The following is a 21,040-nucleotide window of genomic DNA, read 5'->3' on the forward strand; positions in this document are numbered from 1 at the left end:
TCAGTCAGATTGAGTTAACGGTAAAGAGTCAGACTGCCAGTGTGCCCGAGTGTTACAGCGCTGTCAGGCGTTTGGGCCACGCGGGTAGCGTTTGAGCCTTTCGATCAGCTCCGAGCCCGGGATTGGCCGGTCGAACAGGTAACCCTGGCCGACATCGCAACGGTGGCGCCGCAAGAACGCAAGCTGCTCGGCGGTCTCGATGCCTTCGGCGACCACTTTGAGTTTGAGGTTGTGGGCCATGGCAATCACCGCGGAGGTGATCTCCATGTCGTCCTGGTTGTCCGGGATTTCATGGATGAAGCTGCGATCGATCTTAATGATGTCGATCGGGAATTTTTTCAAGTAACTAAGCGACGAGTAACCGGTGCCAAAGTCGTCCATGGCCAGGGTCAGGCCCAGGCGCTTCAGCTGGTCGAGCTGCAAGTGAGTGTCTTCAGTGGCTTCCAGCAGCAGGCCCTCGGTCAGTTCCAACTCCAGCAAGGAGGAGGGCAGCTGTTCTTCCTTGAGAATGCCGGCGATGGATGCCACCAGGTCCGGGTCGGAAAACTGCTTGGGCGACAGATTGATCGCCACTTGCAGATTGCCCAAACCCGAAGCGGTCAGCTGCTTGCTCATGCGACAAGCCTGACGGGCGACCCATTTGCCGATGGGAATGATCAGTCCGGTCTCTTCGGCGACACCGATGAACTGGTCCGGGCGGATCATGCCTTTTTCCGGATGGTTCCAGCGCAACAAGGCTTCCATCCCCAGCAGGCGACCGCTGCGCAGGCAGAGCTTGGGCTGGTAGAACACGTCCAACTCGTTCTGGGTCAGGGCGCGGCGCAGGTTGTTCTCGACGAACAGCTTATAACTGGCCTCGGCGTTCAGCGCTTCGGTGAACACCTGAACCTGGTGTTTGCCGTTGGCTTTGGCCTTGTGCAAAGCCAGCCCGGCGTTGCGCATCAGGGTTTGCGGTTCGCGGCCATGCAGCGGCGCGCAGGCCAGGCCCACGGAGCCAGTGACACTGATTAACTGGTTGTCGACGAACATCGGCTTGTCGAGGGTCATCAGCAATTGGTGGGCGACTTGCTGGCCGGCCTCAAGATCGGTGTTGTCGAGCAGCACGGCGAATTCGTTACTGGCGAAGCGCGCCAGGCTACCACTCGGGCTGAGACTGTTGCGCAAACGTCGGGCCAGGCTGATCAGCAGTTTGTCGCCGGTCTGGTGGCCGAGGCTGTCGTTGATCCGCTTGAAGTTGTCGATGTCCACCAGCAACAGGCTGATGGGAGTGTCGCTGTCCCGGGCGAAGCGTTCGTCGAGGTTGCGGATGAACGCCGGGCGGTTGCCCAGGTTGGTCAGGTTGTCAGTGTAGGCCAGGCGTTCGATGCGCTGCTGGGCAAGCTTGGCCTGGGTGATGTCTTCGTAGATGCCGATGTAGTGGGTCAGCTCGCGGTTGTCACCGTAGACCTTGGAAATCGACAGCTGACCCCAGTAGGGTTCGAGATTTTTCCGCCGGCTCTTGAACTCGCCCTGCCAGCTGTTGCTCTTGGCCAGGCTCGATGGCGCGTCGAACAGCAATTCGCTGAGGTTTTCCAGCGCCGGCAGTTCCGACAGCTTGTGGCCGTGGACTTCTTCGGTGGTGTACTGGGTGATCGCGGTAAAGCTCGGGTTGACGTACTCCACCACGCCGTCGCAATTGACCAGCAGAAAGGCGTTGGCACTCTGCTCGACGGCGCGCTGGAACAGGTGCAAGGCGCTGGTGGCGGTGCGCCGGTTGTGGTTGTTGATGACCTGGGCGAATTGATCGGCCAGTTCACCGGCGAAAGCGATCTCGTCCGACTGCCAGGCTCGGGTGATGCCAATCTGCTCCAGGCACAACACGCCGACCACCTGGCCATCGATGCGGATACTGGCGTCGAGCATGGCGTTGACGTCGCGCGATCTCAGGCTTTCGGCCATTTCCCGGGTGCGCGGGTCGCGTATTGCATTGTCGGCGTCGATTGCGCGGCTGGTGTGCAGGGCTTCCAGATAGCTGGGGTACCCGCTCGCATCGATGAGGTCCGGCATCCAGTGTTCCCGCGAGACACGGTAGTACGCGGAAATCGGCGTCAGTTGCTGGCCTTCGAGGTTCCAGATGCTGGCACAGTCGATCTCATAGATGTCGCAGGCGCTGCGAGTAATCAGTTCGGCAGCTTCTTGCAGGGAGTTATTGCTGCTGTAGCGCTGGCGGGCCAGGAGCAGGATCAAGTCTTGCTGGGCACGCACCCGTTCGAGGTGCTGGAGCTGATCCTGCTGCGCCCGTTGGTTGAGTTCCAGGGCAATCTGCAGTCGAGTGTTCTGGGTTTCGAGATCCAGCATCGGCAGTTGCGGGGCGTTGCTGAACAGGTCGTCCACCACCAGCAGGTAACCGCGCAGCAGATGCCGATTGTGTTGTTTGTAGGCTTCGCCCAGTTCGAGCAGGTTCAAGGGCCCTTGGGCGGTATGCAGGGTATAGCGGATCAGATAATGCGGGCTTTCGGTCAGTTGCTGCTGGATCGTGTCATGCAGTTGATAGCGGGCTTCAGGTTCCATCAGGCTGGCATAGGGTGAACCTACCAGGGCACAGAGATCGACGGCGGCCATGCCGAACTGCCGTTCGCAATTGGGATCAAGAAACAACAGCGCCCAGCTAACTTCATTCAGCCGTTCGAAACGCAGCATGCCGAGCCGCGAGGGCACAGGCAACTGCGTCACTACCTCGGCCGCCATACGGCTGACGGCATCGGGTTGGCTTTTCATGGAGGAAACTCGCTTCGAAGATGCTGATCGCGCCGGGCTCGCGCCCTCTTTACTGTTGCCTGCGGGCAAGGTTGCATCATGCGACACAGACTGACAAGAGAGGATGAAGGCTAAGTGCTATAAACGTTTGTCGGCAGGGCGGGGGATTTCTACAGGCGCGGTCAGAAACGGATGTCCATGCCGGCGTCGACAGCGAACCGGCCAGCATGAACGACGTGGCTATCGGTATCAGCGAAGCACGATGTTCACCGACTGGAGGAGCTTTCCATTCTGACCGTGGAAGTCGACCGTGATCTGCTGTTGATCGAGGGTGATGCGCGCAAAGTTGTCCTGGCTGACTACTTTACTGGTCAATGCATAGCGGTAGCTGCCGCTGCCCTGCGGGGTGAGTGGTTGGTCGAGGATGAAATCGGCTGCCTTGGCGTAGGGTAAAAGCCTGGAATTGCACAGGGGCGACGATACGATGGTATGGACCAGGAAATCCTTGTCCTCTGAGTGAGTCAGTTGGCTGGTCATCGAGCCGTGTATATCACCTGAAATGAAGACAACGTTCCTGATTTTGTTTGAACGGATAGTTTCGAGGATCCGGTCGCGCTGAGTGGGGAAGGATTTCCAGGCATCGCCGCGGTCATTCTTGAGGTCGGGATAGAGCATGACACCGGTGACGATTAATTTGACGCGTGCCCGGCTATTGATAAGCCATTTATAAAGGGCTTGCTCCTGTTCTCTATCCAGTATTCGTCTGTCTTGAGCAGAGAGGTTCCTGCCCGTTCGGGTGTCCAGTACAAACCACTCTGAATCGCCGTCGGTAAATTGATACCAATAGCGTTTTATTGTGCGATCTATTTGTCCGGAAGTTAGTAGTGTGTGGGCCGGGCTGTGGCTGCATTGATATATTTCATAGGCGTTCATGGCATTTCTGAACAGTGACTCGTCCAAGCGGTTTGCTTTGGCTGGCCAGTTGTCTTCAATTTCATGGTCGTCGAGAATCATGTAGGTAGGAACATGCGACATGAGTTTACGGATATTGGGTTGAGAAAAAGCAGCGCGGTATTTGCTGAGAATGGCTTTGTAGTCACGATCAGGTAAGAAAAAATTCAGGTCGTCGACATAGACCTGATCTCCGGTCATTACCAGGCCGTGGACCGGAGTGGAGGGGTTTTGCGCTAGCGTGTCGATTGCTGCAAAGATGCGATCACCGAGTTCCGGAGCCGAAGGCAGCCCGAGCGTCATGCGTAAATAGCGGCATGAGCCGATGACGTAGCAGCGAGGAGTGGTTTTTTTGCTGGAGGCAGTCCTGAAGGAGTACGTCTCATTGGGCCATTCCAGAGGCAGCTCTTTTACCGTTTCTATCGTATGCAGTGGGCTGGAGGTAGTGAACCAGCCGGCTTGATATTCGTACTCCGTGTCTTCGCTCAGGTTGTTTAAAGTGATGACCTCAGACATATCATTTGAAGATTTTAGTAACGCAAAGTTTCCGTGTGTCCATGGCCCCTGATTTTTTAGCCGGTAACGAATGCCGCCGAAAACCAAAAGATCGTTTTCATGTTTGCCACGCAAAAAAATGCGCACGTGATGTGTTGTGGTATAGCCAATAATTGGGCCGACCGTAGGTGTGAGCATTTTCGAATCCTTTCGAAATATGGGTGAATAGTTACCGCCCTGAAATAATTTATGGGGCTAACTAACGTTAGCTATAGGTGTGCAGAAATGACGCTCAATAGGGCGTTAGAGTAGGTGGCTTGTTAAGTTTTATTAAGTAGTAACTTGCCCGCAGAGCAGCAGGCATAGCGCATGATCTATGTGAGATTTTTTACTTGATGTGCGGGCCTGCGGGTTAGAGCCACCAGGGAGGTTTGTTTCAGGCAAAAAAAGCCCCGCCAAATTGGCGGGGTTGAGGTACGAGCGTGGCGCTCGGAAAACGTGGAACTCGGCCGGCCCTCCGCTGAAGGAGGGCCGGTCGGTCTTACAACAGAATGGTGCGGATGTCCGCCAGCAGATCGCTCAGACGCTTGGTGAAGCGTGCAGCAGCGGCGCCGTTGATCACTCGGTGATCGTAGGACAGCGACAGTGGCAGCATCAGCTTCGGCTGGAAGGCTTTGCCGTCCCAGACTGGCTGGATGGTTGCCTTGGATACACCGAGGATCGCCACTTCCGGAGCGTTGACGATCGGCGTGAAGCCGGTGCCGCCAATGTGCCCGAGGCTGGAAATGGTGAAGCAGGCGCCTTGCATGTCGTCAGCGGTGAGCTTTTTGTCGCGCGCTTTGGCTGCCAGCACGGCGGCTTCGGCTGCCAGTTGCAGCAGGCTCTTCTGGTCGACGTTCTTGATGACCGGTACCAGCAGGCCGTCCGGAGTGTCTACCGCGAAGCCGATGTTCACGTACTTCTTGCGGATGATCGCCTTGCCGCTGGGTGCCAGCGAACTGTTGAAGTCCGGCAGTTCCTTGAGCAGGTGCGCGCAGGATTTAAGCAGCAGCGGCAGGATGGTCAGCTTGACGCCAGCCTTCTCTGCAACGGCTTTCTGAGCGGTACGGAAGGCTTCCAGCTCGGTGATGTCCGCCGAGTCGAATTGCGTTACGTGCGGAATGTTCAGCCAGCTGCGATGCAGGCTCGACGCGCCGATTTGCATCAGGCGAGTCATCGGCACTTCTTCGATTTCGCCGAAACGGCTGAAGTCCACGACCGGAATCGGCGGGATGCCCGCGCCGCCGGTTACGCCGCCAGCAGCGGCCGGTGCTTCCTTGGCCTTCTGCATCATGGCTTTGACGTAAACCTGCACATCTTCTTTCAGCAGGCGGCCGTGCGGGCCGCTTGGGCTGACCGCGCTCAGCTCGACGCCGAATTCACGGGCCAGTTGGCGCACTGCCGGGCCTGCGTGAACCTTGGCGCCTGGTTGGGCCGGTGCTGCAGTTGGAGCGGCAGGTGCCGGAGCTGCGGCCGCAGCAGGGGCTGCTTCAGCCTTGGCAGCAGCAGGCGCTGCGGCTGGGGCAGGAGCAGACGCCTGCGCTACGCCTTTGACTTTCAGCTTGAGGATCAGGTCGCCGGTACCGACTTCGTCATCCAGTTTGATGGAAACGCTTTCCACCACGCCAGCGGCTGGCGATGGGATTTCCATGCTGGCCTTGTCGGATTCCAGGGTGATCAGCGACTGATCGGCTTCAACAGTGTCGCCAGCCTTGACCAGGACTTCGATGATCTTGGCCTTGCCCGACGAGCCGATGTCCGGGACGTGAATGTCCTGAACGCTGTCAGCTACCGGTGCAGCCGGGGCCGCAGCGACTGGCGCTGCAGCTGCGGCGGAGGTCGCAGCGGTTTGGGCTGGCGCGGCAGGAGCCGGTGCCGCGGCACCCGCCACTTTCAGCGCCAGAATCAGGTCGCCAGTGCCGACTTCGTCGTTGAGCTTGACGCTGATGCTTTCGACCACGCCAGCGGCTGGCGATGGGATTTCCATGCTGGCCTTGTCGGATTCCAGGGTGATCAGCGACTGATCGGCTTCAACAGTGTCGCCAGCCTTGACCAGGACTTCGATGATCTTGGCCTTGCCCGACGAGCCGATGTCCGGGACGTGAATGTCCTGAACGCTGTCAGCTACCGGTGCAGCCGGGGCCGCAGCGACTGGCGCTGCAGCTGCGGCGGAGGTCGCAGCGGTTTGGGCTGGCGCGGCAGGAGCCGGTGCCGCGGCACCCGCCACTTTCAGCGCCAGAATCAGGTCGCCAGTGCCGACTTCGTCGTTGAGCTTGACGCTGATGCTTTCGACCACGCCAGCGGCTGGCGATGGGATTTCCATGCTGGCCTTGTCGGATTCCAGGGTGATCAGCGACTGATCGGCTTCAACAGTGTCGCCAGCCTTGACCAGGACTTCGATGATCTTGGCCTTGCCCGACGAGCCGATGTCCGGGACGTGAATGTCCTGAACGCTGTCAGCTACCGGTGCAGCCGGGGCCGCAGCGACTGGCGCTGCAGCTGCGGCGGAGGTCGCAGCGGTTTGGGCTGGCGCGGCAGGAGCCGGTGCCGCGGCACCCGCCACTTTCAGCGCCAGAATCAGGTCGCCAGTGCCGACTTCGTCGTTGAGCTTGACGCTGATGCTTTCGACCACGCCAGCGGCTGGCGATGGGATTTCCATGCTGGCCTTGTCGGATTCCAGGGTGATCAGCGACTGATCGGCTTCAACAGTGTCGCCAGCCTTGACCAGGACTTCGATGATCTTGGCCTTGCCCGACGAGCCGATGTCCGGGACGTGAATGTCCTGAACGCTGTCAGCTACCGGTGCAGCCGGGGCCGCAGCGACTGGCGCTGCAGCTGCGGCGGAGGTCGCAGCGGTTTGGGCTGGCGCGGCAGGAGCCGGTGCCGCGGCACCCGCCACTTTCAGCGCCAGAATCAGGTCGCCAGTGCCGACTTCGTCGTTGAGCTTGACGCTGATGCTTTCGACCACGCCAGCGGCTGGCGATGGGATTTCCATGCTGGCCTTGTCGGATTCCAGGGTGATCAGCGACTGATCAGCCTCGACGGTGTCGCCGACCTTGACCTGGATCTCGATGATCTGGGCCTTGCCCGACGAACCGATGTCCGGCACGTGCACTTGCTGAGTAGTTGCAGCGGCTTGCGCAGCGGCCGGTGCTGCCGCTGCAGGAGCAGGGGCGGCAGCTGGTTTTTCTTCGGCCTTGGCAGCAGGCGCAGCAGCCGCTGGCGCCGCAGCAGCGGCACCCTCGACTTCCAGTTCCAGCAACTCGTCGCCTTCTTTCAGGCGATCGCCCAGCTTCACTTTCAGGCTTTTGACGATCCCGGCCTTTGGTGCAGGGATCTCCATGCTCGCCTTGTCCGACTCAAGCGTCAGGATGCTCTGGTCGGCTTCGATGCGATCGCCGACCTTGACCATCAGTTCAATTACTTCACCTTCACCGCTGCCGATGTCAGGTACGCGAATGAGTTCGCTCACAGAAAATCTCCTCAGCAGTCCAGTGGGTTGCGTTTTTCCGGGTTGATACCGAACTTGGCGATGGCTTCAGCCACCACTTTAGGTTCGATATCGCCACGGTCAGCCAAGGCTTCCAGGGCTGCCAACACCACGAAATGACGGTCGACTTCGAAGAAGTGACGCAGCTTCTTGCGGCTGTCACTGCGACCGAAACCGTCGGTGCCCAGGACTTTGAATTCCTTGGACGGGACCCACTGACGAATTTGTTCAGCAAACAGCTTCATGTAGTCGGTAGAAGCAATGACCGGACCTTGACGGCCGTTCAGGCACTCTTCGACGTAGCTCAGCTTAGGCTTCTGACCCGGGTGCAGACGGTTGGTACGTTCCACGGCCAGACCATCGCGACGCAGTTCGTTGAAGCTGGTAACGCTCCACACGTCAGCGCCGACGTTGAACTGTTCACGCAGAATCTTCGCCGCTTCACGGACTTCACGCAGGATGGTGCCGGAGCCCATCAGCTGTACGTGGTGCGCCGCTTCGCGGGTATCTTCTTCGAGCAGGTACATGCCCTTGATGATGCCTTCCTCGACACCGGCCGGCATGGCTGGCTGCTGGTAAGACTCGTTCATCACGGTGATGTAGTAGAAGACGTCCTGCTGCTCTTCGGTCATCTTCTTCATGCCGTCCTGGATGATCACCGCCAGCTCGTAGCCGTAGGTTGGATCAAAGGTACGGCAGTTCGGGATGGTCGCTGCCAGCAAGTGGCTGTGACCGTCTTCGTGCTGCAGGCCTTCGCCGTTAAGCGTGGTACGGCCGGCGGTGCCGCCGATCAGGAAGCCACGGGTGCGGCTGTCGCCAGCGGCCCAGGCGAGGTCGCCGATACGCTGGAAGCCGAACATCGAGTAGAAGATGTAGAACGGCAGCATCGGCTGGTTGTGGCTGGAGTACGAAGTACCGGCGGCGATGAAGGAGCTCATGGCGCCCGCTTCGTTGATGCCTTCTTCGAGAATCTGGCCTTTCTTGTCTTCGCGGTAGAACATCACCTGGTCTTTATCGACTGGCTCGTAGAGCTGGCCGACGGAGGAGTAGATGCCCAACTGACGGAACATGCCTTCCATACCAAAGGTACGGGCTTCGTCCGGGATGATCGGCACGATGCGCTGGCCGATTTCCTTGTCCTTGACCAGTTGCGAAAGAATCCGCACGAAGGCCATGGTGGTGGAGATTTCACGATCGCCGGAACCGTCGAGGATAGCCTTGAGGGTTTCCAGTGGCGGAGTCGGAAGGCTGAAGCTCTTGGCGCGACGCTGAGGCACGAAACCGCCCAGTGCGGTGCGGCGCTCGCTCAGGTAACGGGCTTCGGCGCTGCCTTCTTCAGGTTTGAAGAACGGCAGGTTTTCGATCTCGCTGTCTTTGACCGGAATGTCGAAACGATCACGGAACAACTTCAGGCTCTCGACATCGACCTTCTTGGTGTTGTGCGCGGTGTTCTTCGCTTCGCCGGCGCCGGTGCCATAACCCTTGATGGTCTTGGCCAGGATGACGGTCGGTTGTTCTTTGTGGTTGACCGCTTCGTGGTACGCCGCATAGACCTTGTACGGGTCGTGGCCGCCACGGTTGAGTTTCCAGATCTCGTCGTCGGACAGGTCTTCAACCATTGCCTTGAGTTCTGGCGAGTTGAAGAAGTGTTCACGCACGAACGCGCCGTCTTTGGCTTTGTAGTTCTGGTATTCGCCGTCGATGACTTCGTCCATGCGGCGTTGCAGGATACCGTCGGTGTCCTTGGCCAGCAGTGGGTCCCAGAAACGGCCCCAGATGACCTTGTTCACGTTCCACTGAGCACCGCGGAACACGCCTTCGAGTTCCTGGATGATCTTGCCGTTGCCGCGAACCGGGCCGTCGAGGCGCTGCAGGTTGCAGTTGATGACGAAGATCAGGTTGTCCAGCTTTTCGCGGCCGGCCAGGGAGATCGCGCCCAGGGATTCCGGCTCGTCACACTCGCCGTCGCCCATGAAGCACCAGACTTTCTGTTTGCCGGCCGGGATGAAACCGCGGGCTTCCAGGTACTTCATGAAACGCGCCTGGTAGATCGCCTGGATCGGACCCAGACCCATGGAAACGGTCGGGAACTGCCAGAAGTCCGGCATCAGCCAAGGGTGAGGGTAGGACGACAGGCCCTTGCCATCGACTTCCTGGCGGAAGTTGTTCATCTGGTCTTCGGTGATGCGGCCTTCCATGAAGGCGCGGGCGTAGACGCCAGGAGAAGCGTGACCCTGGAAGTAGATCAGGTCGCCGCCGTGCTCGTCGGTCGGAGCCTGGAAGAAGTAGTTGAAGCCAATGTCATACAGGGTCGCACTGGAAGCGAAGCTGGAGATGTGACCACCCAGGTCAGAATCTTTCAGGTTCGTACGCATGACCATGGCCAACGCGTTCCAGCGTACCAACGAGCGAATGCGGCGTTCCATGAACAGGTCGCCAGGCATGCGTGCTTCGTGGGTAACGGGGATCGTGTTGCGGTACGGCGTGGTGATGGCGTAAGGGAGCTGCGAGCCGCTGCGGGTCGCTAGTTCGCCCATACGGGTCATCAGATAGTGAGCGCGGTCTTCGCCTTCTTTGTCGAGAACCGATTCCAGGGCGTCCAGCCATTCCTGGGTTTCGACGGGATCGAGGTCTTGCATGGCTTGCTCCAGGGCGGAAAGGCTTCCAGAATCGGTTGCCTGAGTTTGCGACTGGCCTTGTGGGCAGACGATATAAATTCTTGGATTGCCGAGAGGTTGTTCCGGCGGCGTGTAGTTTTACTACAAATCATCGGGCATTTCAGCCTTTCGAATGTATATACGAGTAGTAAAACTACAGATGAGCGGCTCGTGGCCTCCTGCTGTGTTGTGAGAATAATCGTTAATGTTGGTATGGGGTCAACTGAAATAGCGTAATGCTTGATGTTGCCTGCCAAGAAAATAGAATTTTCAGCTATTTATAACTTTTGTTCGACAGTCGTTCAGGTAGTACGTTTCGCGTATTCACTACAGACCGCCCTTTACACGCCGACCAAGGATAGACCATGAGCCTGCCCACGCTTGCCGAACTCCCGGCGAATCTTCTGCCATTGGTCAGCCGCGCCGAGCAATCGTTGCGCGGCGCTGTTGCCGCACTGGAAAACGATCAGGGTCTGTCAGCCTGGTCACCCGAGCGCTGGGCGCAATTCGCCCGCGTTGCCGCGGCCAGCGACTTTGTGATTGAACAGAGCGTGCGCGACCCGGTGATGTTGCTCGAGCTGGTGCTGTCCGGCGAACTGGATCGCAGTTATGCCCCTGGCGAGTTGTGTGGCCAGATCGCCGCCGCCGCGCAACTGGCGCAAAGCGACGATGAACTCGGTCGGGCCCTGCGTCGTCAGCGCACCCGTCATCAGGTGCGGATTATCTGGCGCGACCTGAACCGCCAGGCGGATCTGGTGCAGACCTGCCGCGATCTGTCGGACATGGCCGATGCCAGCATCGATCAGGCTTATCAATGGTTGTATCAACGCCATTGCCAACAGTTCGGTACGCCCACTGGCCGGCGCGGTGGCGAGCCACAGCAGATGGTCATCCTCGGCATGGGCAAGCTCGGCGCCGTGGAGCTCAATCTGTCGTCGGACATCGATCTGATCTTCGCCTACCCGGAAGGTGGCGAGACCGTCGGTGTGAAGCGGCCGCTGGATAACCAGGAGTTTTTCATTCGTCTTGGTCAGCGGCTGATCAAGGCGCTGGACCCGATGACCGTCGACGGCTTCGTGTTCCGTGTCGACATGCGCCTGCGTCCGTACGGCTCGTCCGGTGCTCTGGTGCTGAGCTTCAACGCGCTGGAGCAGTACTACCAGGACCAGGGCCGTGACTGGGAACGCTACGCGATGATCAAGGCGCGGGTGGTGGCCGGTGATCAGGTCGCCGGCGCGCAATTGCTCGATATGCTGCGCCCGTTCGTTTACCGGCGTTATCTGGACTTTTCCGCGATCGAAGCGCTGCGCACCATGAAGCAGCTGATCCAGCAGGAAGTCCGGCGCAAAGGCATGTCCGAGAACATCAAGCTCGGTTCCGGCGGGATCCGCGAAGTCGAGTTTATCGCCCAGGCGTTCCAGTTGATTCACGGCGGCCGCGACCTTAGCTTGCAACAGCGTCCGCTGTTAAAAGTGCTGAGCACCCTGGAAGGGCAGGGTTATCTGCCGCCCACGGTGGTCAGTGAATTGCGCGAAGGTTACGAGTTCCTGCGCTATACCGAACACGCCATCCAGGCGATCGCCGACCGGCAGACGCAAATGCTCCCTGACAATGAGCGGGATCAGGCGCGAATCGCGTTTATGCTCGGCTTTGCCGACTGGAAGGCCTTCCATGAACAACTTATGTACTGGCGCGGTCGGGTGGACTGGCACTTCCGTCAGGTAATCGCCGATCCTGACGAAGACGAGGGTGACGAAAGCGCAGTGGTGGTCGGTGGTGAATGGCTGCCGCTGTGGGAAGAAGCCCAGGACGAAGAGGTCGCCTGCCGACAATTGGAGGAGGGTGGTTTCGTCGATGGGCCCAAAGCCTTGAAAACCCTGGCCGGCCTGCGCGCCAGCCCGCAACTGCGTGCCATGCAGCGTCTCGGTCGTGAACGGCTCGATGCGTTCATTCCGCGTTTGCTGGCCCAGGCCGTGGAGCATGCCAATCCGGATCTGGTGCTCGAGCGGGTGTTGCCATTGGTGGAAGCGGTGGCGCGGCGTTCCGCTTATCTGGTGCTGCTCACGGAAAACCCGGGAGCGCTGCGTCGACTGCTGACCTTGTGCGCGGCCAGTCCGTGGATCTCTGAACAGATCACTCGCTTCCCGCTGTTGCTCGACGAGCTGCTCAACGAAGGTCGCTTGTTCAAACCGCCGTTGGCGCCGGAGCTGGCTGCCGAGTTACGCGAACGGCTGACGCGGATTCCCGAGGATGACCTGGAACAGCAGATGGAAGCCTTGCGTCACTTCAAACTGGCTCATCGACTGCGAGTAGCCGCCTCGGAAATCGCCGGCAGCCTGCCGCTGATGAAGGTCAGCGACTACCTGACCTGGCTGGCCGAAGCGATTCTCGAACAAGTGCTGGCCCTGGCCTGGCGCCAGACAGTGGCCAAATACGGTTCGCCGCAACGCGCGGATGGCACCTTGTGCGATCCTGGCTTCATTATTGTCGGTTACGGGAAAGTCGGCGGCCTGGAGCTCGGGCATGGTTCTGACCTGGACCTGGTATTTATCCACGACGGCGATCCACAGGCGGAAACCGATGGCCCTAAACCCATCGATGGTGCGCAGTTCTTTACCCGGCTGGGTCAGCGGATCATTCATCTGCTGACCACCCAGACCAACTCCGGTCAGTTGTATGAAGTGGATATGCGCCTGCGACCGTCCGGGGCTTCGGGGCTACTGGTCAGCTCCCTCGGCGCTTTCGAGCGTTATCAACAGAAAGAAGCCTGGACCTGGGAACATCAGGCGCTGGTGCGGGCGCGGGTATTGGTCGGTTGCAAGCAGGTCGGAGCGGCATTCGAGAAAGTCCGCGCTGCCATATTGGGGCGCCAGCGTGACTTGCCCACGCTGCGTCAGGAAGTCAGCGAGATGCGCGCCAAGATGCGCGACAATCTGGGTACGAAGGCCACCGCCGCCGGAACCGCGGCAAATGCCTTCGAGGCCGCGGCGCGGTTCGATATCAAGCAAGACGCCGGTGGTATCGTCGACATTGAATTTATGGTGCAATACGCGGCCCTGGCGTGGTCCGAAGAGCACCCGTCGTTGCTGCGCTATACCGACAACATCCGTATTCTTGAAGGGTTGGAGGAGGTCGGGCTGATGCCCGCCGAGGATGCCAGCCTGTTGCGCGAGGTCTATAAGGCTTACCGTTCGGCCGCTCACCGACAGGCCTTGCAGAATGAGGCGGGGGTGATCGCCGGCAATCAGTTCGTGGACGAACGGCGCCAAGTGTTGCGGATCTGGCGTGAGTTGGGGCTAAGCTGAAACTGGATATTTGAAGCACCAAGTAACCAATGTGGGAGCGAGCTTGTGTGGCGAGGGGGCTTGCCCCCGTTGGGGTGCGAAGCACCCCTGAAGCCAGTCACCGCAATTTTTCATTAGAAATGCGGTGACCGGGTTTGCGATTGCTTCGCAATCGAACGGGGGGCAAGCCCCCTCGCCACAACAAGCTCGCTCCCACAGTTAAATCTGCGGTGTTTTGCAGATTGAGGCAGCTAGGCTGTACCGCACTGGATGTGCACAAATTTGATCCGGCGAGCCCCAAACGGCTCGTCCAAATGACCTTGCAGCTTTGGCTGCAGGTGCTGGATTCTCGAGGCGGGGAGGCATATGCCTCCCCGGTTCGTTTTTGGAAACCACATGAAAATTCTGATCGTTGGGCCCAGTTGGGTCGGTGACATGGTGATGGCACAGACACTCTTTCAGTGTCTGAAACAACGCCACCCACAGTGCGAGATCGACGTACTGGCCCCGGAGTGGAGCCGGCCGATCCTTGAGCGCATGCCCGAAGTGCGGCAGGCCCTGAGCTTTCCGCTCGGCCATGGCGTGCTCGAACTGGCAACCCGTCGGCGTATCGGCAAATCCCTGGCCGGTCAGTACGACCAGGCGATTTTGCTGCCCAATTCGCTGAAATCGGCGCTGGTGCCGTTTTTTGCCGGTATCCCGAAACGTACCGGCTGGCGTGGCGAGTTCCGCTACGGCCTGCTCAACGATGTGCGCACTCTCGATAAAGAACGTTACCCGCTGATGATCGAGCGCTTCATGGCCCTGGCCTATGAGCCCGGTGTCGAGCTGCCCCAACCCTATCCGCGCCCATCGCTGCAAATCGACCACGGCACCCGCGACGCCGCGTTGGCCAAGTTCGGCCTGGCGCTGGACCGTCCGGTGCTGGCTTTGTGTCCGGGCGCCGAGTTTGGCGAGTCCAAGCGCTGGCCGTCCGAGCATTACGCCAAAGTTGCCGAGACGAAGATTCGCGAGGGCTGGCAGGTCTGGCTGTTTGGTTCAAAAAACGATCACGGGGTGGGCGAAGACATTCGCGCACGGCTGATTCCCGGCCTGCGTGAAGAGTCGGTGAACCTCAGTGGTGGCACCTCGCTGGCCGAGGCCATCGATCTGATGTCCTGCGCGGATGCGGTGGTGTCCAACGACTCCGGCCTGATGCACGTGGCGGCGGCGTTGAACCGACCGCTGGTGGCGGTCTACGGTTCGACCTCGCCAGGCTTCACCCCACCGCTGGCCGAGAAGGTCGAAATTGTCCGGCTGGGGATCGAGTGCAGTCCATGCTTTGATCGCACCTGCCGTTTCGGCCATTACAACTGCTTGCGCCAGCTCCTGCCGCAACCGGTGGTCGATGCCTTGCAGCGGTTGCAGGGCTCTGTGGTCGAGGTTAAGTAAGTTGCGGGTACTGTTGATCAAGACCTCGTCCCTGGGGGACGTCATTCACGCGTTGCCGGCATTGACCGATGCTGCGCGGGCGATCCCCGGGATCACCTTCGACTGGGTGGTGGAAGAAGGCTTTGCCGAGATTCCGACCTGGCATCCGGCTGTGGGTCGGGTGATTCCAGTGGCAATCCGACGTTGGCGCCAGAACATCTGGCAGACCATCAAAAGTGGCGAATGGCGGCGCTTCAAGCAAAGCATTCAGGCGACTCAGTACGATCTGGTGATCGACGCTCAGGGGTTGCTCAAAAGCGCCTGGCTGACGCGTTACGTCAGGGCGCCGGTGGCCGGCTTCGATCGTGACTCGGCCCGCGAACCTTTGGCCGCGCGCTTTTATTCGCGGCGTCTGGCGGTGGCCCGTGGGCAGCACGCAGTAGAGCGTTTGCGTCAGTTGTTCGCGGTGGCGCTGGGTTATGACCTGCCCAAAGGTCTGGGTGATTACGGCCTGAGCGTCGAGAAACTGGTCGAGCTGCCGCGCAAGAATCCCTTTGTGCTGTTCCTGCACGGCACCACCTGGGACACCAAGCACTGGCCCGAAGCCTATTGGCGCGAACTCACCGAGCGCATGGGCCAGCTGGGTGTCGAGGTAAAGCTACCGTGGGGCAACCCGGCGGAGAAGGCCCGGGCTGAACGTATTGCCAGCGGCCTGAACAATGCCCAGGTGTTGCCCAAGCTGAATCTGGCCGGAGTCGCCAAGGTTCTGGCCGGCGCGCAGGCGTGCGTCGCGGTGGATACCGGTCTCGGCCATCTGGCGGCAGCACTGGACGTACCGACGCTGTCGCTGTTCGGTCCGACCAATCCCGGCCTGACCGGCGCTTATGGCAAGAGCCAGATCCATCTGGCGAGCGACTTTCCAAGTTGCGCGCCTTGCCTGCAAAAGAAATGCACCTATCAACCGACTGCTGAAGATCAGCAGCGGTTTGACCTGAAGCGCGAGTGGCCACTGTGTTTCACTCGCCTGAATCCCGAGCGTGTCGCGAGCCGATTAAGCACGTTGTTACTGGCTGAGGAGCTGCGCTGATGCAATTGGCTTTTGTCTTGTATAAATATTTCCCGTTTGGTGGCCTGCAGCGCGATTTCATGCGCATCGCCCTGGAGTGCCAGCAGCGCGGGCATCAGATTCGTGTCTACACGCTGATCTGGGAAGGTGATATTCCGCCGGGTTTCGAGGTGCTGGTGGCGCCGGTCAAGGCGATCTTCAACCATCGACGCAACGAGAAACTCAGCGCCTGGATGGAGGCCGACCTGGCCAAGCGTCCGGTGGACCGCTTGATCGGTTTCAACAAGATGCCGGGCCTGGACGTGTATTACGCCGCCGACGGCTGCTTCGAGGACAAGGCGCAGAACCTGCGCAATTCGCTGTATCGCCGCTGGGGCCGCTACCGGCACTTCGCCGAGTACGAGCGTGCGGTGTTCGCCCGGGACGCAAAAACCGACATCCTGATGATTTCCGAAGTCCAGCAGCCGCTGTTCATTAAACATTACGACACCCCGTTGCAGCGTTTTCATCTGCTGCCGCCGGGCATCGCTCAGGACCGTCGCGCACCGCCCAATGCGGCTGAAATTCGCGCCGAGTTCCGCCGTGAATTCAAGTTGGCCGACGACGATCTGCTGCTGGTGCAGATCGGTTCCGGGTTCAAGACCAAAGGCGTCGATCGCAGCCTCAAGGCGCTGGCAGCTCTGCCGGCTGAACTGAAGAAACGCACCCGGCTATTTGTAATTGGCCAGGACGACCCCAAAGTATTCCAATTGCAGAGTGCGGCGCTGGGCCTGGGTGATCAGGTGCAATTTCTCAAGGGTCGCAGCGACATTCCGCGGTTCCTGCTGGGCGCCGATCTGTTGATCCACCCGGCGTATAACGAAAATACCGGTACTGTTCTGCTCGAAGCGCTGGTCGCCGGTCTGCCGGTACTGGTCAGCGCGGTCTGCGGTTACGCCCATTACATCGCCGAGGCCGACAGCGGCCGGGTGCTGGACGAACCGTTTGACCAGGCACAGCTCACGAGCTACCTGAGCAGCATGTTGGCCGATGATGCAGCGCGTAAGGCCTGGAGCCGTAATGGCTTGGCCTTCGCCGATACGGCTGACCTCTATAGCATGCCGCAGCACGCTGCGGATGTGATTCTGGCGGAGCAACACTGATGAAGTTGATTCTTGCCGAACCGTTCAAGACCCTTTGGGCCGGGCGCGATGCGTTCGCCGACGTCGAGGGGCTGAGCGGTCAGGTGTACCGTGAACTGGAAGCGCGCCGCACCTTGCGTACCGAAGTTGCAGGTCGCGGTTACTTTGTGAAAATCCACCGTGGGGTCGGTTGGGGCGAAATCTTCAAGAATTTGCTCACCGCCAAGCTCCCGGTGCTCGGTGCCGGTCAGGAATGGAAGGCGCTGGAGCGCCTGCACGAAGTTGGCGTGCCGACCATGACCGCGGTTGCTTACGGCGAGCGCGGCAGCAACCCGGCGGATCAGCATTCGTTTATCGTCACCGAAGAACTGGCGCCGACCGTCAGCCTCGAAGATTTCAGCATCGACTGGCTCAAGCAGCCGCCGGAGCCCAGGCTCAAGCGCGCGCTGATCGCTGAAGTGGCGCGCATGACCGGCATGATGCACCGCGCCGGGGTTAACCACCGCGACTGCTATATCTGTCATTTCCTGCTGCACACCGATAAGCCGGTGACTGCCGACGACTTGAGGCTCTCGGTGATCGACCTGCCCCGTGCCCAGACCCGCCCGGCCATCACCAGGCGCTGGCGCAACAAAGACCTGGCGGCGTTGTATTTCTCGGCGCTGGGCATCGGCCTGACCCGGCGCGACAAGTTGCGTTTCCTTAAGGGCTACTTTCAACAGCCATTGCGCCAGATTCTGCGCGATGAGGCGCCATTGCTTGCACGTCTGGAGGGCAAGGCCAACAAGCTCTACGAGCGCAAACAGCGCTACGGAGATGCCCTCTGATGGCGGGCTGGAAGCTTGAACCCGGCTACAGCGATCTGGCAGAAGACTTTGGTAGCCTGGACGCAGTGTTTGCGCTGCAGGGTGAGCGACTGACCCGCGACCCATTGTCCGAGGTGATCCGCGTCGAGCGCAATGGTGTCAATTATTACGTCAAACGCTATAGCGGTGCCGGCAAGGGTTTGCGCCGCTACCTGGGCAGGCCGCGAGTCAAGGCCGAATGGCAGAACCTCAAGCGCTTCGCCAAGTGGGGTATCCCGACCGCCGAGATCGTTGCCTGGGGCCTGGAGCGCCGGGGCGCAACCTATGATCGCGGGGCGATGATCACCCGCGAACTGCCGCGAACTGAAGATCTGGCAGCCCTGGCTGCTCGCAACGATCCCTTGCTGGCCGACCGGGCTTGGGTCGATAGGGTCAGCCGCCAGTTGGCTGACTACACCCGGATCCTGCACGAACAACGCTTCACTCATAATGACTTGAAGTGGCGCAATCTGCTGGTCGACGACCAGGCGAAGCTGTTCCTGATCGACTGCCCGAATGGCGACTTCTGGCGCGGGTTCTGGCTCAAGTATCGAATCACCAAGGACCTGGCCTGCCTCGACAAGGTGGCCAAGTATCACTTGTCAGCCACCCAGCGCCTGCGCTTTTATCTGCAGTATCGCCAACGGACCAGGCTCAACGCGGCCGACAAGCGTCGGATCCGGCATGTCGTGAGGTTTTTCGAGGGGCGCGAATGAATGATTTCCTGGCCGCAGAAAACCGTTCGCTGCTCGAGCGCCACGACCTTGGTAGCTTCGATGCGCTGTGGGCCAAGCAGCTCGACGCGGTCGATGAACCCAATACCCTGCACGGTGGCTGGAGCAGCGTCTTTCGGCTGGATCTGGAAGGTCAGGGTTTTTACGTTAAACGCCAGAGCAACTACCTGACCCGTTCCTTTCAGCGGCCATTTGGCGAACCCAGTTTTGCTCGAGAGTTTCGCACCATCCAGCGCTATCGACAGCTGGGTATTCCGGCCTTGCAGGCGGTATTTTTCGGCGAGCGAAAAGTGGCCGGCGAGACCCGGGCGATCCTGGTGACTCGCGCGCTGGATGACTGGGACGATCTGGATTCACTGTTGCTGCAATGGGCGCAGCTCAGCGTTGCGCGGCGCACGGCGATTCTGCGGGCCTGTGGTGTGCTGGCGCGACGGCTGCACGCGGTGCGCCTGGTGCATGGTTGCTTCTATCCTAAACATATCTTCGTACAGGCCGCCGGCGATGGTTGTCGGGCGCAGTTGATCGACCTGGAAAAAACCCGGCCGTTGCTGTTCGGTCAGCGTGATCGGGTCAAGGATCTCGAACCCCTGCTGCGCCGGGCGCAAGCCTGGAGCGAAGACGAACTACGGGAGTTGCTCGCAGCCTATCTGGAGCAACCTGCTAGCAGTTCAATGGTTGATACCTGGGTTGAGCGTCTGACCGCGCGACGCAGTCACAAGGAGGCCCGCTAATGCGTTTGTCCGAACTGAAGAATGCCGGTCGCACTCCGCGCCTGCCGCTGAGCCTTGAATTGGCGGATGCTGCCGGCCCGGCCCAATTGCAACTGCTCAGCTTGTTGCGAGTGTTGCCTGGCCAGCGGTATGTCGGTGCCGGCGTTTGGCGCGGGCGACCGGTCCTGGCCAAATTGCTGGTGGGTGGCAAGGCTGCCCGGCATTTCCAGCGTGAGCTGACGGGCGCACGTCTGCTTGCCGAGCAGGGCATCACCACGCCGCTGCTGTTGGCCGATGGCTTGAAGGACGGCGAGGGTGGCTGGTTGTTGTTTGATTTTCTGGAAGGCGCTGAAAGCCTCGGCGATGCCTGGAAAAATGTCGAAGCGCTGCCGGCTTTGGCCGACGAGCAGCAAGCGGTGCTGGCTGAAGCGCTGACGGCCATTGCGCAACTGCACGGCAAAGGTCTGTGGCAGGAAGATCTGCACCTGGACAACCTGCTTCGTCATCAAGGTCGGCTGCATTTGATCGATGGCGCCGGGATCTGTGTCGAGCAGGCGGGGAAACCCCTGTCCCGGCAAAAAGTCCTGGAGAACCTCGGGGTGTTTTTCGCTCAATTACCCAAGGCGCTCGAACCGTACACCGAAGAACTGCTGGTGCATTACCTGTTGAGCAACGGCGAACACGCCTTGCCACTCGAAGCCCTGCAAAAGCAGGTGAGCAAAGTACGCAGCTGGCGCTTGAAAGACTTCCTCAACAAAATTGGCCGCGAGTGCACCTTGTTCAGTGTGCAGCGGGGAGCGTTTGCCTTGCGCGCGATTCGTCGCGAGGAAGAAGCCGCGATGCTGCCGGTACTGGACCAGGCCGATGCCTTGCTCGATCAGGGGCATCTGTACAAGACCGGTGGCGCGGCGAGTGTCGGGCGGGTCGAGGTTGCGGGTCGCAAGTTGTTGGTCAAACGCTACAACATCAAAGGCTTCGCCCATTGGCTCAAACGCTTCTGGCGCCCAAGCCGGGCCTGGCATTCCTGGCGTGAAGGCAATCGCCTGGCGTTCCTCGGGATTGCCACGCCCAAGCCGCTGGCCTTGCTGGAGAAGCGATTTTTCTGGCTGCGCAGTCGTGCTTATTTGATCACCGAGTACCTGCCGGGGCCGGACATCATCGAGCGCTTTGCGCCTTTCGTCGAGAGCGGTGATGCTCCAGAGCCGGAGTTGCGCGCGCTGGACCAGCTGTTCGCCGAGTTGATCAGCGAACGCATCAGCCATGGTGATTTCAAGGGGCATAACCTGTTCTGGGATCACCATCGCTGGGTGCTGATCGATCTGGACTCGATGTGTCAGCACCACTCGACCAGCAGCTTTGCCCCGGCCTACGCCCGGGACCGCGCACGGTTCATGCGCAACTGGCCCGAGAGCAGTGCGTTGTATCAAGTGATTGATCAGCGTTTGCCCAAGACCATCGATAGCGACCAATAGATCGGCTGCTCCTACAGGGACCACGTAGTA

Annotated in this window: 12 protein-coding genes; 8 read left to right on the top strand and 4 right to left on the bottom strand. The window is 59.9% G+C overall.

The genetic code is table 11. The features are described from left to right. Positions 1–63: 63 nt before the first annotated feature. From F8N85_RS07370 to aceE, 4 genes are all read right to left on the bottom strand, one after another. Entirely contained in the window at positions 64–2,757 is a 2,694-nt protein-coding gene (locus F8N85_RS07370; RefSeq protein WP_150802996.1) for a GGDEF and EAL domain-containing protein, read from the bottom strand. Positions 2,758–2,985: 228 nt separating this feature from the next. After that, the gene (locus tag F8N85_RS07375) at positions 2,986–4,380 is read right to left on the bottom strand and encodes an alkaline phosphatase D family protein (protein WP_150802997.1); all 1,395 of its coding nucleotides are present in this window, start codon (positions 4,378–4,380) and stop codon (positions 2,986–2,988) included. A 343-nt stretch (positions 4,381–4,723) separates the two neighbouring features. Then, the gene (aceF, locus tag F8N85_RS07380) at positions 4,724–7,693 is read right to left on the bottom strand and encodes a pyruvate dehydrogenase complex dihydrolipoyllysine-residue acetyltransferase (protein ID WP_150802998.1); all 2,970 of its coding nucleotides are present in this window, start codon (positions 7,691–7,693) and stop codon (positions 4,724–4,726) included. Between the two features lie 11 nt (positions 7,694–7,704). Further along, entirely contained in the window at positions 7,705–10,350 is a 2,646-nt protein-coding gene (aceE, locus tag F8N85_RS07385; protein ID WP_150802999.1) for a pyruvate dehydrogenase (acetyl-transferring), homodimeric type, read from the bottom strand. Between the two features lie 383 nt (positions 10,351–10,733). Between aceE and glnE the strand changes: the two genes are divergently transcribed. The 8 genes from glnE to F8N85_RS07430 all read left to right on the top strand — a co-directional run bounded on the left by glnE (position 10,734) and on the right by F8N85_RS07430 (position 21,010). Next, the gene (gene glnE, locus F8N85_RS07395) at positions 10,734–13,673 is read left to right on the top strand and encodes a bifunctional [glutamate--ammonia ligase]-adenylyl-L-tyrosine phosphorylase/[glutamate--ammonia-ligase] adenylyltransferase (protein WP_150803001.1); all 2,940 of its coding nucleotides are present in this window, start codon (positions 10,734–10,736) and stop codon (positions 13,671–13,673) included. A 375-nt stretch (positions 13,674–14,048) separates the two neighbouring features. After that, positions 14,049–15,083 (top strand): lipopolysaccharide heptosyltransferase II, encoded by a 1,035-nt coding sequence (gene waaF, locus F8N85_RS07400; protein ID WP_150803002.1) that lies wholly within the window; start codon positions 14,049–14,051, stop codon positions 15,081–15,083. A 1-nt stretch (position 15,084) separates the two neighbouring features. Then, complete coding sequence (gene waaC / locus F8N85_RS07405) at positions 15,085–16,149, top strand: lipopolysaccharide heptosyltransferase I (RefSeq protein ID WP_150803003.1); 1,065 nt, start codon at positions 15,085–15,087, stop codon at positions 16,147–16,149. After that, positions 16,149–17,270, top strand: coding sequence for a glycosyltransferase family 4 protein (locus F8N85_RS07410; protein ID WP_150803004.1), 1,122 nt, complete (start codon positions 16,149–16,151; stop codon positions 17,268–17,270). The genes waaC and F8N85_RS07410 overlap by 1 nt, the downstream gene beginning before the upstream one ends. After that, the gene (rfaP, locus tag F8N85_RS07415; protein ID WP_150803005.1) at positions 17,270–18,076 is read left to right on the top strand and encodes a lipopolysaccharide core heptose(I) kinase RfaP; all 807 of its coding nucleotides are present in this window, start codon (positions 17,270–17,272) and stop codon (positions 18,074–18,076) included. Before F8N85_RS07410 ends, rfaP begins: the two co-directional genes overlap by 1 nt. Then, positions 18,076–18,810 (top strand): lipopolysaccharide kinase InaA family protein, encoded by a 735-nt coding sequence (locus F8N85_RS07420; RefSeq protein ID WP_150803006.1) that lies wholly within the window; start codon positions 18,076–18,078, stop codon positions 18,808–18,810. Before rfaP ends, F8N85_RS07420 begins: the two co-directional genes overlap by 1 nt. Next, a complete protein-coding gene (locus F8N85_RS07425; protein ID WP_150803007.1) occupies positions 18,807–19,559 on the top strand; it encodes a lipopolysaccharide kinase InaA family protein in 753 nt (250 codons plus the stop codon). The genes F8N85_RS07420 and F8N85_RS07425 overlap by 4 nt, the downstream gene beginning before the upstream one ends. Then, positions 19,559–21,010, top strand: coding sequence for a lipopolysaccharide kinase InaA family protein (locus F8N85_RS07430; RefSeq protein ID WP_150803008.1), 1,452 nt, complete (start codon positions 19,559–19,561; stop codon positions 21,008–21,010). The genes F8N85_RS07425 and F8N85_RS07430 overlap by 1 nt, the downstream gene beginning before the upstream one ends. The last annotated feature ends 30 nt before the right edge of the window (positions 21,011–21,040 follow it).

This window comes from Pseudomonas fluorescens (assembly GCF_902497875.1).
Taxonomy (GTDB): domain Bacteria; phylum Pseudomonadota; class Gammaproteobacteria; order Pseudomonadales; family Pseudomonadaceae; genus Aquipseudomonas; species Aquipseudomonas fluorescens_BR.